Origin of the sequence: Pseudomonas sp. USHLN015 (assembly GCF_037153275.1) — a bacterium.
Classification (GTDB): Bacteria; Pseudomonadota; Gammaproteobacteria; order Pseudomonadales; family Pseudomonadaceae; genus Metapseudomonas; species Metapseudomonas tohonis.
In genome coordinates this window covers 77544-91176 of record NZ_JBBCKP010000015.1, presented here as the reverse complement: position 1 = coordinate 91176, position 13633 = coordinate 77544, and the positions used below count along the sequence as shown (strand labels likewise).

General features: G+C 68.6%; 12 protein-coding genes. 7 read left to right on the top strand and 5 right to left on the bottom strand.

Annotated features, from left to right (window positions below):
• Positions 1 to 90 precede the first annotated feature (90 nt).
• Positions 91 to 1281 (top strand): GGDEF domain-containing protein, encoded by a 1191-nt coding sequence (locus WFQ67_RS26730; protein WP_213628160.1) that lies wholly within the window; start codon positions 91 to 93, stop codon positions 1279 to 1281.
• Between the two features lie 208 nt (positions 1282 to 1489).
• On the top strand, positions 1490 to 2260 hold the full coding sequence (locus tag WFQ67_RS26725; RefSeq protein WP_111259534.1) for a COG4705 family protein: 771 nt from the start codon (positions 1490 to 1492) through the stop codon (positions 2258 to 2260).
• On the opposite strand, the gene WFQ67_RS26720 is transcribed toward WFQ67_RS26725, so the two are convergent.
• The gene (locus tag WFQ67_RS26720) at positions 2251 to 2571 is read right to left on the bottom strand and encodes a DUF2388 domain-containing protein (RefSeq protein ID WP_337058667.1); all 321 of its coding nucleotides are present in this window, start codon (positions 2569 to 2571) and stop codon (positions 2251 to 2253) included. The two genes, WFQ67_RS26725 and WFQ67_RS26720, sit on opposite strands and share 10 nt — an antisense overlap.
• 22 nt (positions 2572 to 2593) lie before the next feature.
• Entirely contained in the window at positions 2594 to 3115 is a 522-nt protein-coding gene (locus WFQ67_RS26715; RefSeq protein ID WP_337058666.1) for a tetratricopeptide repeat protein, read from the bottom strand.
• 193 nt (positions 3116 to 3308) lie between these two features.
• Here WFQ67_RS26715 and WFQ67_RS26710 point away from each other — a divergent pair, with 193 nt between their 5' ends.
• The 3 genes from WFQ67_RS26710 to WFQ67_RS26700 all read left to right on the top strand — a co-directional run bounded on the left by WFQ67_RS26710 (position 3309) and on the right by WFQ67_RS26700 (position 6700).
• Positions 3309 to 4598, top strand: a complete 1290-nt coding sequence (locus WFQ67_RS26710) for an NAD(P)/FAD-dependent oxidoreductase (protein ID WP_337058665.1) — start codon at positions 3309 to 3311, stop codon at positions 4596 to 4598.
• Between the two features lie 24 nt (positions 4599 to 4622).
• Positions 4623 to 5180: a helix-turn-helix domain-containing protein gene (locus WFQ67_RS26705; protein ID WP_213628165.1), complete on the top strand. Its 558-nt coding sequence runs from the start codon at positions 4623 to 4625 to the stop codon at positions 5178 to 5180.
• A 173-nt stretch (positions 5181 to 5353) separates the two neighbouring features.
• The gene (locus WFQ67_RS26700; protein ID WP_337058664.1) at positions 5354 to 6700 is read left to right on the top strand and encodes a glutamine synthetase family protein; all 1347 of its coding nucleotides are present in this window, start codon (positions 5354 to 5356) and stop codon (positions 6698 to 6700) included.
• A 288-nt stretch (positions 6701 to 6988) separates the two neighbouring features.
• On the opposite strand, the gene WFQ67_RS26695 is transcribed toward WFQ67_RS26700, so the two are convergent.
• The gene (locus tag WFQ67_RS26695) at positions 6989 to 7888 is read right to left on the bottom strand and encodes a LysR family transcriptional regulator (protein ID WP_263152366.1); all 900 of its coding nucleotides are present in this window, start codon (positions 7886 to 7888) and stop codon (positions 6989 to 6991) included.
• 110 nt (positions 7889 to 7998) lie between these two features.
• Here WFQ67_RS26695 and WFQ67_RS26690 point away from each other — a divergent pair, with 110 nt between their 5' ends.
• Positions 7999 to 9081: a polyamine ABC transporter substrate-binding protein gene (locus WFQ67_RS26690; RefSeq protein ID WP_182851600.1), complete on the top strand. Its 1083-nt coding sequence runs from the start codon at positions 7999 to 8001 to the stop codon at positions 9079 to 9081.
• Positions 9082 to 9124: 43 nt separating this feature from the next.
• The gene (speB, locus tag WFQ67_RS26685) at positions 9125 to 10087 is read left to right on the top strand and encodes an agmatinase (RefSeq protein ID WP_182851601.1); all 963 of its coding nucleotides are present in this window, start codon (positions 9125 to 9127) and stop codon (positions 10085 to 10087) included.
• 333 nt (positions 10088 to 10420) lie between these two features.
• Here speB and WFQ67_RS26680 read toward each other — a convergent pair whose 3' ends face one another.
• Both WFQ67_RS26680 and WFQ67_RS26675 read right to left on the bottom strand, forming a co-directional pair.
• Positions 10421 to 11983, bottom strand: coding sequence for an acyl CoA:acetate/3-ketoacid CoA transferase (locus WFQ67_RS26680; RefSeq protein WP_337058663.1), 1563 nt, complete (start codon positions 11981 to 11983; stop codon positions 10421 to 10423).
• A gap of 136 nt (positions 11984 to 12119) precedes the next feature.
• On the bottom strand, positions 12120 to 13505 hold the full coding sequence (locus WFQ67_RS26675; RefSeq protein ID WP_337058662.1) for a GntP family permease: 1386 nt from the start codon (positions 13503 to 13505) through the stop codon (positions 12120 to 12122).
• Between the last annotated feature and the right edge of the window lie 128 nt (positions 13506 to 13633).

Sequence of the window (13633 nt, the reverse complement as noted above, 5' to 3'; positions counted from 1 at the left end):
GTGGCGCCATGCCATACTTTTGGCACGTCGGCTTCCATGGGCGATCCCCTGAAAGCTGTTTACCTGAGGGTGCGGGAGGTGAGGTCAGGGATGGATAAGGTCCAGCTGTTGCTCAGCCACTACGCCGAGAGCCGTTACACGCGGCAGCTCAACAAAGGCTTTGGATGGCTGCGTTTCGAGCCCGAACTGGAGGCGGAATACCGTATCTCCAACTACCGGGCCTTTCGCAATACGCGTATCGGCGCCCTCTGCACGCTGCTGCTGGCGCTGCTGTTCTTCCTCGGTTTCGACGTCTTCTACGCCCTGCGCCACTACGAGGCGGCGCTGACCCCGGCGATCTTCGGCATGCGCCTGATCGCCCTGGCCGGAATCATGCTCTCGGCGATCATGGTGCTCTACGGCAACGATCGCTCGGCGGGCGTCTTCTGGGTGCCCTGTACCGTGTTCTTCATCGGCACCACGACGCTGGTCAGCAACATCCTCTACATGCAGGTGCTGGAGCAGGTGGGGATGCCCTTCAACCTCGACGGCATGATCCTGGTGCTGATCGCCATCTTCTTCCCCGTCGGCTACAGCTACTGGGGTTCGGTGGTCTGCGCGGTGATCACCTTCATCGCCATGCTGGTGGCGATTCCGATCTACCTGCCGGAGGGGTATCTCGACGACTTCATCGCCCTGTCCATCTACCCCCTGGTCGCCATGGTCTTCGCCGGCATGTCGCGCTACTTCCAGGAATCCGCCACGCGCCGCCAGTTCCTCACCCGCGCGGCGCTCAAGGAACTGGCCGACAGCGACAGCCTCACCGGGCTGTTCAACCGACGCATGTTCGAGATACTCCTCGAGCGCGCCCTGCTCGAAAGCCAGCGCGAGCGCCATTGCCTGGGGCTGATGCTGGTGGATGTGGACTACTTCAAGGCCTACAACGACCGCTATGGCCACCCGATGGGCGACGCCGCCCTGCAGGCGGTGGCGGAGACCCTGGGCGCGCTGCCCCGGCGCTCCCTGGACATCGCCGCCCGCCTGGGGGGTGAGGAGTTCGCCCTGGTGTTCTGCGACCTGGTGCCGGACTTCGCCACCCGCACCGCCGAACGCGTGCGCCAGCGTGTCGAGGCCCTGGGCATCCCCCACGAGGGCTCGCAGGTTTCCGGCGTGCTGACGGTGAGCATCGGCGTGGCCCTGAGCGAGCCGGGCGACACCCGCGCCAGCCTCTACAAGCGCGCGGACGAGGCGCTCTACCGCTCCAAGGGCGAGGGCCGCAACCGCGTGACGGTGGCGGACTGAGGCTCGGGCTGCGGGCCCCGTTCAGTGGGCCCCCGCGTTCGCGGGGAGCCACTGAAAGGACACCCCGACATTCCCTTCATGCTTCCTTCACCGCATTTTCACTCCCGGGCCCGCAACCTTGCCTCGCGCTGGGGCAGACCGGGTCCGTGCCTCGCGTTGGCGGCCGCCTGCGGTGCGCCTTCTCTTCGGGCGGACCCCGGGAGTCGCGATGAACAAGTTGCCCCAGATCACCCTGGCCTTCTGGATCATGAAGATCTGCGCCACCACGCTCGGCGAGACGGCCGGGGACCTGCTGTCGATGACGCTGGACGTCGGCTATGCGATCAGCTCGCTGATCCTCATCAGCGCGTTCTTCGCCACCCTGCTGACGCAGCTGGCGAGCAAGCGCTACAACCCGCTGGTGTACTGGGCGGTGATCCTTTCCACCAGCACCGCCGGCACCACCATGTCCGACTTCATGGACCGCACCCTGGGCCTGGGCTACGCCACCGGCTCGGCGATCCTGATAGGCATCCTGCTGTGCATCTTCGCGCTGTGGCGGGTCACCGAGGGTTCGCTGTCGGTGGACCGCATCCGCTCGCGGCGCGGCGAGCTGTTCTACTGGGGCGCGATCCTCTTCTCCAACACCCTGGGTACGGCGCTGGGCGACTACCTCGCCGATGATTCCGGGCTCGGCTTCGCCGGTGGCGCGCTGCTGATCGGCGGTGCACTGGCCATCGTGGTCGCCGCGCACTACCTGACGCGCCTTTCCACCGTGCTGCTGTTCTGGCTGGCCTTCGTGCTCACCCGGCCCTTCGGCGCGACCCTGGGCGACGTGCTGACCAAGAGCCACGAGAAGGGCGGGCTGGACTTCGGCACCGTCGGCTCGTCCCTGGTGCTGGGCGGCGTGCTGCTGATGCTGGTGGTGTACGCGACCTGGGTGCAGCGCCAGCGCGCCGCCTATGCGGAGCTGCCGCTGGCGCGTTCGCCTCAGCGGTAGGCCGAGGCGGAGAGGGCGCGGGCGAGGCTCATGTCGTCGGTGCCCGCCGTTGCGGGTTGCTGGTGCAGGGCCTGCAGCGCACGTTCCAGCTGCGCGCCACGGATGCGCCCGTCGCTGGCGACGAAGGCCGCCGCGTCGTCGCGGGCCAGCGCGTAGACGCCCGGCTCGCGCCGATCACGGCTGAGGTTGCTGGTGGTGGCGGGGGCGAAGGTGGTGGCCGCGCTGCTGCTGAGCAGCCAGGAGCCGGTGCCTTCGTCGGCCATGGCGGCTGCGGGCAGGGCCAGCAGCATCAGGCAGAGCGGGATGCGCATGGTTCGTCCTTGATCGCGGGGTTCAGGGCAGGCTCTTGAGGGCCGCGCAGCTGGCCTCGTAGCGCTGGCCGCAGGCGGCCTGGTAGAGGCGCCGGGCCTGGTCCGGGTCGTGTGGCACACCCTGTTCGCCCTTGAGGTAGAGGCTGCCGAGCACGTGCTGGGCCATCGGGTTGCCGGCGGCGGCGGACTGGTTGAGGTACTTCAGCATCGCCTGCTGGTTGGCGTAGGCCGGGTCGTTGCGCCCGGTGTAGAGGTAGGCGAGGCTCACCGCCGCCATGGCATGGCCCTTGTCGGCGGCACGCTTCCACCAGAACTCGGCCTGCTTGAGATCCGCCGGCTTGCCCACGAAGAAGTGGCTGCCGAGCTGGAACTGGCTTTCCAGGTCGCCACGCTCGGCGTTGCTGCGCAGCAGCTCCAGGGGCGTGGGCTGGTCCTGCACCTGGTTGGGCAGGCGCTGCGGCGGCGCCTCGGGCCTGGGCTGGTCATGGCTGCAGCCGGCCAGCAGCGCCAGGGCGCAGAGCGCCGCCAGGGATCGTGCTTTCATCCGTTCACTCCTGTGGCCGCGAGGTTTCGCGACTCGATGGTTCTTGGCGGCTTATCGGACAACAGCTTTCGCCCCGGGTGCAACGCCATCCTGTGAGCCGGTCGAGGTCATCGGCATCGAGTCGCTTGGCATCGTGAAATTCAGATGCTAGATTTTCATGAAATTCATCAATTAAAATTTCATGAGGCCTCGCATGTTCAAGCAATCCGCCCAGCATGTCGGCACCTGGTACGCCGCCAGCTACCCCGGCTCCATCCCCCTGCGCCCACGCCTGCAGGGCAGCCTGGACAGCGAGGTGCTGATCATCGGCGCCGGCTTCAGCGGCCTGCACACAGCTCTGCGCCTGGCCCTGGCCGGCAAGCGCGTGGTGCTGCTGGAGGCCAGCCGCGTGGCCTGGGCGGCGTCCGGGCGCAATGGTGGACAGGCGCTGCTGGGCTGGTCGTGCGACATGCCGCCGCTGGAAAAGGCCCTGGGGCAGGAGCGCACCCGCCGCCTGTGGGACAGCATGCGCTGGGCCGCAGGCGAGATGCGCGAGCTGCCGCAGCGCCACGGCTTCGATGTCGACTACCGCGTCGGCAGCCTGTGGACGGCGGTGCTGGAGCGTCGCGTCGAACTGCTGCGCGAGGCCCAGCGCGACGCCGAGCAGAAGTGGGGCTACGACGCCATGCGCCTGATCGAGCGCGACGAGCTGCCGGAATGGATCGACAGCCCGCGCTACAAGGCCGCGCTCTATGACCCGGAAGCCGCCCACCTCAACCCGCTGAAGCTGGCCCAGGGCCTGGCTGGCGCCATCGAGGCGGCCGGCGGACGCATCTTCGAGCAGAGCCAGGTGCTGGAATACCGCGAGACGCCGGCCGGCTACGTGGCGCGCACGCCCGAGGGCGAAGTGCGTGGCGACGTGCTGGTGCTGGCCTGCAACGCCTACGTCGACGGCCTCGATCGGCAACTGTCCTCGCGCCTGCTGCCGGTGGGCTCCTACCAGGTGGCCACCGCGCCGCTGGACCCGGACCTGGCGCGCTCGCTGCTGCCGAAGAACAGCTGCGTGATCGACAACCAGTTCGTCCCTGACTACTTCCGCCTCACCCCCGACCATCGCCTGCTCTTCGGCGGCGGCTGCACCTACCTGGGCGGCCTGCCCAAGGACGTGCCTGCCGCCACCCGGCCCTACCTGGAGCGCGTGTTCCCGCAGCTCAAGGGCGTGCAGATCGACTACGGCTGGGGCGGCCACATCGACGTCACCATGAAGCGCACCCCCGACATCGGCCGCCAGGGCCGGCGCTACTGGCTGCAGGGCTTCTCCGGCCACGGCATCCTGCCGACCCTGGCCGGCGCCCGCGCGGTGGCCGACGCCATCCTCGGCGACGAGCAACTGCTCGCGCTCTACCAGGGCCTGGACAACCCGCGCTTCCCCGGCGGCTCGCTGCTGGCCGCACCGCTGGAAGCCGCCGGCAAAGCCTGGTATCGCTTGCGCGACCTGGCCTGACGCCGGCACCGAAGGAGATCCGACATGGACATGCAAGACGAGATCGAAGGCCTCGCGATCCTCATCCGCGACCTGCGCAAGCACAAGAACCTGACCCTGGGCGAGCTGGCCGCGCGCATCGACCGCTCGGTGGGCTTCCTCTCCCAGGTGGAGCGCGGCCTGTCGCGCCCGACCGTGGCCGACCTCACCGCCATCAGCGAGGCGCTGGGCGTGCCCACCACCTATTTCTACAGCCTGAGCAAGCCCCGCGAGGTGCGCTGGGTGACCCGCCCCGGCGAGCGCCGCACGCTCTACTACGCCGGGGGCATCACCGATGTGCTCGCCTCGCCGAACATGTCGGCCGGCTTCTCCATGCTCGAAAGCCACCTCGAACCCGGCGCCACCAGTGGCGAGGGGCACCTGGACGACAGCTCCGAGCAGGGCGGCTTCGTGCTCGAAGGCGAACTCTGCATCTGGCTCGACGACGCCGAGGAACCGGTGGTGCTGCACCCCAACGACAGCTTCCAGCTGCCGGCCCATGCGCAGTTCCGCTACGCCAACCTTTCCGATAAACCAACGCGGGTCCTATGGGTATTCACCTGAAATCCGGCCAGAACCTGCTGCGCTCGGCCAGGCTGCGTTGAAACCAGGCTCGGACTGCTCATTTACGGCTCGTAAACTCCGCGTCCTCGCCTGATTTCGCCTTGCCTGTCCTTCGCTCGCGACGGTTCTGATCCGAATTTCCCCGCAACTCCCTGTGTGCGAAGGAAAAAACAATGAATACGCAACATCCCGACCTGCTCGCCGAAGTGCGTGCCTTCCGTGCCCGGTACCCGGAGGTCCGCTACGTGGACCTGATCTGCCTGGACATCCCCGGGCACTTCTATGGCAAGCGCTACCCGGTGGAGATGCTGGAGAAGGTCGCCGCCGGCGGCCCGCTGAAGCTGCCGCAGAACTGCGTGCTGCTGGGCACCCAGGGCGGGCTGTACCCCATCGGTGACTACTGCTTCGCCGACGGCGACCCGGACGCGCCACGGCGCCTGGTGCCGGGCACCCTCAAGCCGGTGTGCTGGGAGCGCCAGCCGCTGGGGCAGATGCTGATCACCTCCGACGGCACCGAGGCGCCCATCGAGTTCGAACCGCGCGAGGTGCTGGCCCGCGTGCTGCAACGCCTGGCCCGTCGCGGCATCCGCCCGGTGGTGGCCTTCGAGCTGGAGTTCTACCTGTTCGACCGCACGCTCAAGAACGGCCTGCCGCAATACCCTCGCGATGCCCTGTGCGACGACGAGGACGACCAGCCGAACATGCACATCGAGCGCCTGTCGCGCTTCTCCACCGTGCTCCACGAGATGGTCGAGGCCGCCAACCAGCAGGGCGTGGCGGCCAACGTCATCACCGCCGAGCTGGGCCCGGGGCAGTTCGAGATCAACTTCGGCCACTGCGACGACGGCCTCAAGGCCGCCGACTGGGCCGCCCTGTTCTGCCGCAGCACCCGGGGCGTGGCGCTGAAGCACGGCCACCGCGCCAGCTTCATGAGCAAGCCCTACCTGGACGCGCCGGGCAGCGGCATGCACGTGCACGTCAGCCTCTACGACGATGCGGGCAACAACCTGCTCGACGCCGACGGCCAGCGCCCCCTGCGCCACGCCGTGGCCGGCTGCCTGGAGCTGCTGCCGCACTGCATGCCGATCTTCGCCGCCAACCACAACGCCTTCCGCCGCTACGGCGCCATGGTCAACGCCGCCAGCCGCGCCAGCTGGGGCTTCGAAGACCGCGATGCGTGCATCCGCATCCCCGAGTCCGACGGCCGCAACCTGCGCATCGAACACCGCCTGGCCGGCGCCGACGCCAACCCCTACCTGGTGCTGGCGGCCATCCTCACCGGCATGGAGCACGGCCTCGACGCCGCGAAAGAGCCCATCCCCCCGCTCAACGAAGACCGCTCCAGCGGCATCGACTTCCCCACCGACATGCCCGCCGCCGTCGCCGCCATGCGCCAGAGCGCCCCAGTGAACGAAGGCCTGGGCAGCGAATTCGTGATGGTCTATTGCGAGAACAAGCGCCAGGAATACCTCGACTTCATCAACGAGGTCAGTGCGCGGGAATATCGGTGGTACATGTAGCGGCGGGGCCGCAGCGGCAAGTTGCAAGCTTCAAGCTGCAAGCCAGTGCATCGATGCCCGGGATGAACGAGGCCCGTAGGATGGTGTAGAGCGGAGCGAAACCCATGCGGACGGTGGTTCGGCATGACTCCGAAACGGTGGACCGGTGAAGCGTGGTCCACCCTACGCCACCCCGCCAGTGAGCTGACCGGGGCGTAGGGTGGATGGCGCTTTTTCCATCCACCAGCGGTGTTCCCGGGGGCACCGAGTCGGGCAGCGCTGCGCACTGCTTGGCGAATGAATTCGCCCCTACAAGGCGCCGAAGGCGGCCACCAGATCTTCGACGAACGCCTGCTGCGCTTCGCTGGGTTCGCGGCCGCGGTGGTGGGTGAGGCGGAATTCCACGTCGAAGCCCAGGCGCTCGGGGAGCAGGGCGCGGAGTAGCCCGCGTGCCTCCCAGGGCGCGGCGATGTGGCGGGGGAGGTAGCCGATGTGGGCGCCGGAGAGGATCAGCGCCAGGGTGCCTTCCACCTGCTCGGTCACCGCGCTGCTGGCGGCGGACTGGAAGGGCTCGGCCTCGCCGATGAAGCGGTAGGGGTGGAGCACCCGGTCGCATTGGCGCAGGTCGCTCTCGGTCACGCGCGTGCGGTCGAACAGCGGGTGCCCGGCGCCGCAGAACAGCAGCTGCTCCTCGACGAACAGCGGCCGGTGCGCCAGCGCCTGCTGGTTGCCGGAGAAGTAGCCGATGGCCAGGTGCAGCTGGTCCTGCAGCAGGCGCCGCTCCAGTTCGGCGGGCATGGCGCTGAGCAGCTCGATGCGCACCGCCTGGCGGCGCGAGCGGAAGCGCCGGATGGCATCGGCCAGGCGTTGCATCACGGCATCGTCGAGGGACTCGGAGAGGCCGATGCGCAGCTCGCCCAGGAGCATGTCGGCCATGCCCCGCGCCTCGCCCTTGAAGGTCTCGATGGCGCCGAACAGCCGCCGCGTGGCCGCCAGCACCTGCTCGCCCTTGGGGGTCAGGCGGAAGCCGGCCTTGCCGCGCTCGCACAGGCGGAAGCCCAGGCGCGTCTCCAGCTTGGCCATCTGCGTGCTGATGGTGGACTGGCCCACCCCCAGCGCGCCCTGGGCGGCGCTGAAGCCGCCGCTTTCGACCACGGTGACGAACAGCCTGAGCAGTTGCAGGTCCAGGTCCTGGAGTTGGGCGAGCATGGGAATCTCCAAACATCGATGGCGAGCGATGCCAAAGTAGAACACTTCATATTTATCCGAAGCAAAGCCCGGCGCAGGATCGCCCCATCACCGCTCCGGGAGCTTTCGCCATGCGCCTTTCCCTGTTGTTCGCCCTGCTCGCCGCCTGTGTCCTGCCCGCCCATGGGCAGGACCGGGAGCTGAACCTCTACAGCTGGTCCGCCTACATCCCGCCCCAGGCGCTGGAGCGCTTCAAGGCCGAGACCGGCATCCGGGTGAAGTACGACATCTTCGACAGCGCCGAGGCCCTCGACGCCAAGCTGATGACCGGCGGCAGCGGTTATGACGTGGTGTTCCCCGCCAGCAGCGGCCTGGCGCGGGCTATCAAGGCCAATGCGGTGCAGCCGGTGCAGCGCGAGCAACTGCACCACTACGCCAACCTCGACCCGCAGCTGCTGGCCAAGCTCGCCAGCGTCGACCCCGGCAACCGCTTCGGCGTGCCCTACACCTGGGGCACCATCGGCCTGGGGTTGAACCGCGACGCGGTGCAGAAACGCATCCCCGATGCGCCGCTGAACAGCCTCGACCTGCTGTTCAAGCCCGAGTACGCCAGCCGCCTGAAGGACTGCGGCATCGCCGTGATCGACTCGCCCCAGGAGGTCATCAGCGTGGCCCTGCACTACCTCGGCAAGGACCCGTACAGCACCGCCAAGGCCGACCTCGCGGCGGTCCATGAGCTGCTCACCGCGTTGCAGCCGAACCTGCGCTACGTCGGCGCCGGCAAGCACATCAACGACCTGGCCAAGGGCGAGATCTGCCTGGCGCTGACCTACAACGGCGACGCCGCCATCGCCGCCGAGCAGGCCCGCGAGGCGAAGATGCCCTTCGAGGTGGTCTACCGCATCCCTCGCGAGGGCACGCTGATCTGGTTCGACACCCTGGCCATCCCCGCCGACGCGCCGCACCCCCAGGCGGCCCATGCCTTCATCGACTGGATGCTGCGCCCCGAGGCCATCGCCGAGCTGACCAACAGCCAGTTCTTCGCCAACGCCAACCAGGCCGCCACGCCCTTGCTGGACCCGGCGGTGGCCAACGACCCGGACATCTACCCGGACCAGGCCGTGCGTGACCGCCTGTTCGGCGAGCAGGCGCTGACCCTCAAGGAGCAGCGCGAGCGCACCCGCATCTGGACGCGCTTCCGCACCCAGTATTGAACCCGCGCAGACGCACACCCCACCCCCGACGGAGCCCGATGACATGGAACACGCCTTCGACAACGACCAGGCCATCACCCGGCCGAGCCTGCTGGGCACGGCCGCCGAGGCCACCTACGCCGGCATCACCAGCTTCATGCGCCGGCGCTACAGCCGCGACCTCGCTGGCGTCGACCTGGTGGTGAGCGGGGTGCCCTTCGACACCGCCACCACCAACCGCCCCGGCAGCCGCTTCGGGCCCCGCGCCATCCGCGCCGCCTCGGTGCAGATGGCCTGGGCGCGGCATTTTCCCTGGGAGTTCGACCCCTTCGACCACCTGGCGGTGATCGACTACGGCGACTGCGCCTTCGACCACGGCACGCCGCAGCACACGCCGGAGGCGATCCAGGCCCACGCCGCGCACATCCTCGAGGCCGGCGCGGCGATGCTCACCCTGGGCGGCGATCACTTCATCAGCTACCCGCTGCTCAAGGCCCACGCGGCCAAGCACGGGCCGCTGTCGCTGATCCACTTCGATGCCCACAGCGACACCTGGCCGGACGAAGAGGGCCAGCGCATCGACCACGGGACGATGTTCTTCCACGCCGCCCGCGAGGGCCTGGTGGACCCGGCGCGCTCGGTGCAGATCGGCCTGCGCACCACCAACGACGACGTGATGGGCTTCCAGGTGCTGGACGCCCGCGAGGTGCACCGCCACACGCCGGAGCAGATCGCCGAGCGCATCCGCGCGCGGGTGGGGGACAACCCGGTGTACCTGACCTTCGACATCGACTGCCTCGACCCGGCCTTCGCCCCCGGCACCGGCACCCCCGTGTGCGGCGGTCTCTCCAGCCACCAGGCACTGGAAATCCTCCGCGGCCTGCGCGGCATCAACCTGGTGGGCATGGACGTGGTGGAAGTGGCACCGCCCTACGACAACGCCGAAGTCACCGCCCTGGCCGGCGCCACCCTGGCGATGGAGATGATCTGCCTGTATGCCGCGCGGCATAAGTTGGGGGAGCGGTAGACGCGGCTCTGTGGGAGATTCCATGTCAATTTGCCGTAGCGACGCGAGCTCAGATAGGGCTTCTGATTTCTCATCCTGGCAAAGGTGATCCTTGCCAGGGCGTAGGGTGGACCACGCTTCATCGGTCCACCATGTGGGCTCGCGACGAACGCCATTGGTGGATGGAAAAAGCGCCATCCACCCTACGCCCCGACTGGCGAAACGCCGGTCTGTGGGAGCGAATTCATTCGCGAACGAGGTGAAGCACGAGCATCGCGGCTGAAGCCGCTCCCACAGGGTGGGCTACGGGATGCACCTGAAAAAAGCCACGGGCCCAAGGGTGGGCCCGTGGTTTCACGCACAACCGTCGATCATGGCGCGCAGGCCCATGCGCGCCTCGCCGAACAGCCGCGCATCCATCAGCCGGGGTTGGTTGACGATGGGGCGGAAGTCCATGCGGGCAAGGATGTCGCGCTCGATGTCCACCCCCGGCGCGACCTCGATCAGCTCCAGGCCCTCGGTGGTGAGGCGGAACACGCAGCGCTCGGTCACGTAGAGCACCGGCTTGCCGGCTTCGGCGGCGAGGCGGCCGGCGAAGGTGCGGTGCTCCACCTCGCGGACGAACTTGCGCAGCTCGCCGTCCTGCACGATGCGCAGGGCGCCGTTCTCGATGCGGATGTCCTGCGGGCCGGCGCTGAAGGTGCCGACGAAGACCACCGCCTTGGCGTTCTGGCTGATGTTGATGAAGCCCCCGGCACCGGCCAGGCGCGTGCCGAACTTCGACACGTTGAGGTTGCCCGCCGCATCCGCCTGGGCCAGGCCGAGGAAGGCGAGGTCCAGGCCGCCGCCGTCGTAGAAGTCGAACTGGTAGGGCTGGTCGATCAGCGCGCTGTGGTTGCAGGCCGCGCCGAAGTCCAGGCCCGAGGCCGGCACGCCGCCGATCACGCCGGGCTCGGCGGTGAGGGTGAGCAGGTCGATCACCCCTTCTTCCGCCGCCACCGCCGCCACGCCCTCGGGCATGCCGATGCCCAGGTTCACCACCGCGCCGGGCTTGAGTTCCAGCGCGGCGCGGCGGGCGATGAGCTTGCGCAGGTCCAGCGGCATCGGCGGCAGGCTGCCTTCGGGCACCCGCACCTCGGCGGCGAAGGCCGGGTTGTAGGCGGTGGCGAAGGTCTGCTGGTGGTGCTCCGGCGCGGCCACCACCACGCAGTCGACGAGGATGCCGGGGATCTTCACCTGGCGCGGGTTGAGCGAGCCACGGGCGACCACCCGTTCCACCTGGGCGATCACCAGACCGCCGGAATTGCGCGCGGCCATGGCGATGGCCAGGCTCTCGATGGTCAGCGCCTCGCGCTCCATGGTCAGGTTGCCGTCCTCGTCGGCGCTGGTGGCGCGCACCACCCCGACGTGGATGGGGAAGGTCTTGTAGAAGAGGTAGTCCTCGCCGTCGAGGGGCATGCGGCGCACCAGCTCCTCGGTGGTGCGGGCGTTGAGCTTGCCGCCGCCGTGCTCGGGGTCGACGAAGGTGCCCAGGCCCACCCGCGACAGCTGCCCCGGCTTGCCGGCGGCGATGTCGCGGAACAGCTGGGAGATCACCCCCTGGGGCAGGTTGTAGGCCTCGATGCGGTTCTCCACCGCCAGCTTCTGCAACCCGGGCACCAGGCCCCAGTGGCCGCCGATGACGCGGCGCACCAGCCCTTCGTGGGCCAGGTGGTTGAGGCCCCGGCCCTTGCCGTCGCCCTGGCCGGCGGCGTAGACCAGCGTCAGGTCGCGCGGCGCCTGCTTGGCCTGGAAGCGCTGCTCCAGGGCAATGGCGATGGCCTCGGCGAAACCGATGCCGACGAAGCCGCCGGTGGCCAGGTGGGCGTTGTCGGGGATACGCGCCACCGCCTCGGCGGCGCTCATCACTTTGCTCATGTCGTACCTCGAGCGTGGAAAGGGGGGCTGCCGGGTTCTCCCGTGGGAGCGGCTTCAGCCGCGAAGGGCCGCGCAGCGGACCCGGGGCGCCCCTGCGGGCCGCATCGCGAATGAATTCGCTCCCACGGGCTACTCATCAGAAGCTGCCGAACAGGCTGCCAAGGGTGATCACCACCACCAGGGCGGCGAGGGGGAAGATCACCGTGTTCATGAAGATGAATTTGTAGGAATCGCGGTGGGTCAGCTTGCAGATGGCCAGCAGCGAGATCACCGCGCCGTTGTGGGGCAGGGTGTCCATGCAGCCGGAGGCCATGGCGGCGACCCGGTGCAGCAGCTCGGGGCTGATGCCGGCGGCGTTGGCCATCTCCAGGTACTGCGCGCCGAGGGTCTTGAGGGCGATGGACATGCCGCCCGAGGCCGAGCCGGTGATGCCGGCGAGGATGTTCACCGCCACCGCCTCGGACACTAGCGGGTTGCCCGGCACGCTCAGCACCAGGTCGCGGATCACCACGAAGCCGGCGAGGGAGGCGATCACCGTGCCGTAGCCCACCTCGGAGGCGGTGTTGAGGATCGGCAGCATGGAGCCGAAGGTGCCGTCGTTGAGGCTCTGCTTCAGGTCCGCCCAGCGCCGCCAGTGCAGGCCGATGAGCAGCAGCACCGCCGCGCCGAGGGCGACGATGATCGACCAGATGCCGATCACCGACTTGGCGTCCTGCAGGCCGCCGAATTCGGGCTTGGCCAGGTAGCTGGTGTCGAGGTTGGGCAGCACCTGCTTGGCCATCAGGAAGTTCAGCGCGATCACCAGCAGGATCGGCAGCAGCGCCAGCCAGAAGCCGGTCACCGGCAGGCCGCCCTGCTCGGTGGGGGCGTCCTTGTGGCTGCCGTAGCCTTCGCCGGCGGCCATCAGCGTGCGGGCCTGGGCGGCGAGCCACCAGCTGCCGAGGCCGAGCATGATCAGCCCGCCGATCAGCCCGAGGATGGGCGCGGCGAAGGCGTCGGTGCCGAAGAAGGGGCTGGGGATGGCGTTCTGGATCGCCGGGGTGCCGGGCAGGGCGGTCATGGTGAAGGTGAAGGCGCCCAGGGCGATGGCGCCGGGCAGCAGACGCTTGGGAATGCCCGCCTCGCGGAACAGCGCGGTGCCGATGGGGTACACGGCGAAGGCCACCACGAACAGCGACACGCCGCCGTAGGTCAGCAACCCGCAGGCCAGCACGATGGCGAGGATGGCCCGCTCGCGACCCAGCCGGGTGACGATGCCCTGGGCGATGGCGCGGGCCGAGCCGGAGTCGTCCATCAACTTGCCGAAGATGGCGCCGAGCAGGAACAGCGGGAAGAACTGGATCAGGTAGCCGCCCAGGGACTTCATGAACACCTGGGTGTAGGTGGGCAGCATCAACGCCGCATCACCGGCGAACAGCACCGCCAGCAGCGCCATCAGCGGCGCCAGGATCAGCACGTTGTAGCCGCGGTAGGCCAGGAACATCAGCAGTGCGAGGGACAGCAGGATTCCGAGGGTACCCATGGGATTTCCTTCTTGTTGTTGTTTTGAACCGCCGCAGCGGCCGGGCCTGGGTCGGCCCTTTGCCGGTATAGAGCGAAAGCTGTGCCAAGTGGGCTGAAAAGCCCCGGGGAAGGCGCTGGTACTGGGTT

Coding starts and splice junctions, on each gene's coding strand:
- WFQ67_RS26730 (WP_213628160.1), top strand. CDS start 91: ATGGATAAGGTCCAGCTGTTGCTCAGCCACTACGCCGAGAGCCGTTAC.
- WFQ67_RS26700 (WP_337058664.1), top strand. CDS start 5,354: ATGAATACGCAACATCCCGACCTGCTCGCCGAAGTGCGTGCCTTCCGT.
- WFQ67_RS26720 (WP_337058667.1), bottom strand. CDS start 2,571: ATGCGCATCCCGCTCTGCCTGATGCTGCTGGCCCTGCCCGCAGCCGCC.
- WFQ67_RS26680 (WP_337058663.1), bottom strand. CDS start 11,983: ATGAGCAAAGTGATGAGCGCCGCCGAGGCGGTGGCGCGTATCCCCGAC.
- speB (WP_182851601.1), top strand. CDS start 9,125: ATGGAACACGCCTTCGACAACGACCAGGCCATCACCCGGCCGAGCCTG.
- WFQ67_RS26690 (WP_182851600.1), top strand. CDS start 7,999: ATGCGCCTTTCCCTGTTGTTCGCCCTGCTCGCCGCCTGTGTCCTGCCC.
- WFQ67_RS26675 (WP_337058662.1), bottom strand. CDS start 13,505: ATGGGTACCCTCGGAATCCTGCTGTCCCTCGCACTGCTGATGTTCCTG.
- WFQ67_RS26715 (WP_337058666.1), bottom strand. CDS start 3,115: ATGAAAGCACGATCCCTGGCGGCGCTCTGCGCCCTGGCGCTGCTGGCC.
- WFQ67_RS26705 (WP_213628165.1), top strand. CDS start 4,623: ATGGACATGCAAGACGAGATCGAAGGCCTCGCGATCCTCATCCGCGAC.
- WFQ67_RS26710 (WP_337058665.1), top strand. CDS start 3,309: ATGTTCAAGCAATCCGCCCAGCATGTCGGCACCTGGTACGCCGCCAGC.
- WFQ67_RS26695 (WP_263152366.1), bottom strand. CDS start 7,888: ATGCTCGCCCAACTCCAGGACCTGGACCTGCAACTGCTCAGGCTGTTC.
- WFQ67_RS26725 (WP_111259534.1), top strand. CDS start 1,490: ATGAACAAGTTGCCCCAGATCACCCTGGCCTTCTGGATCATGAAGATC.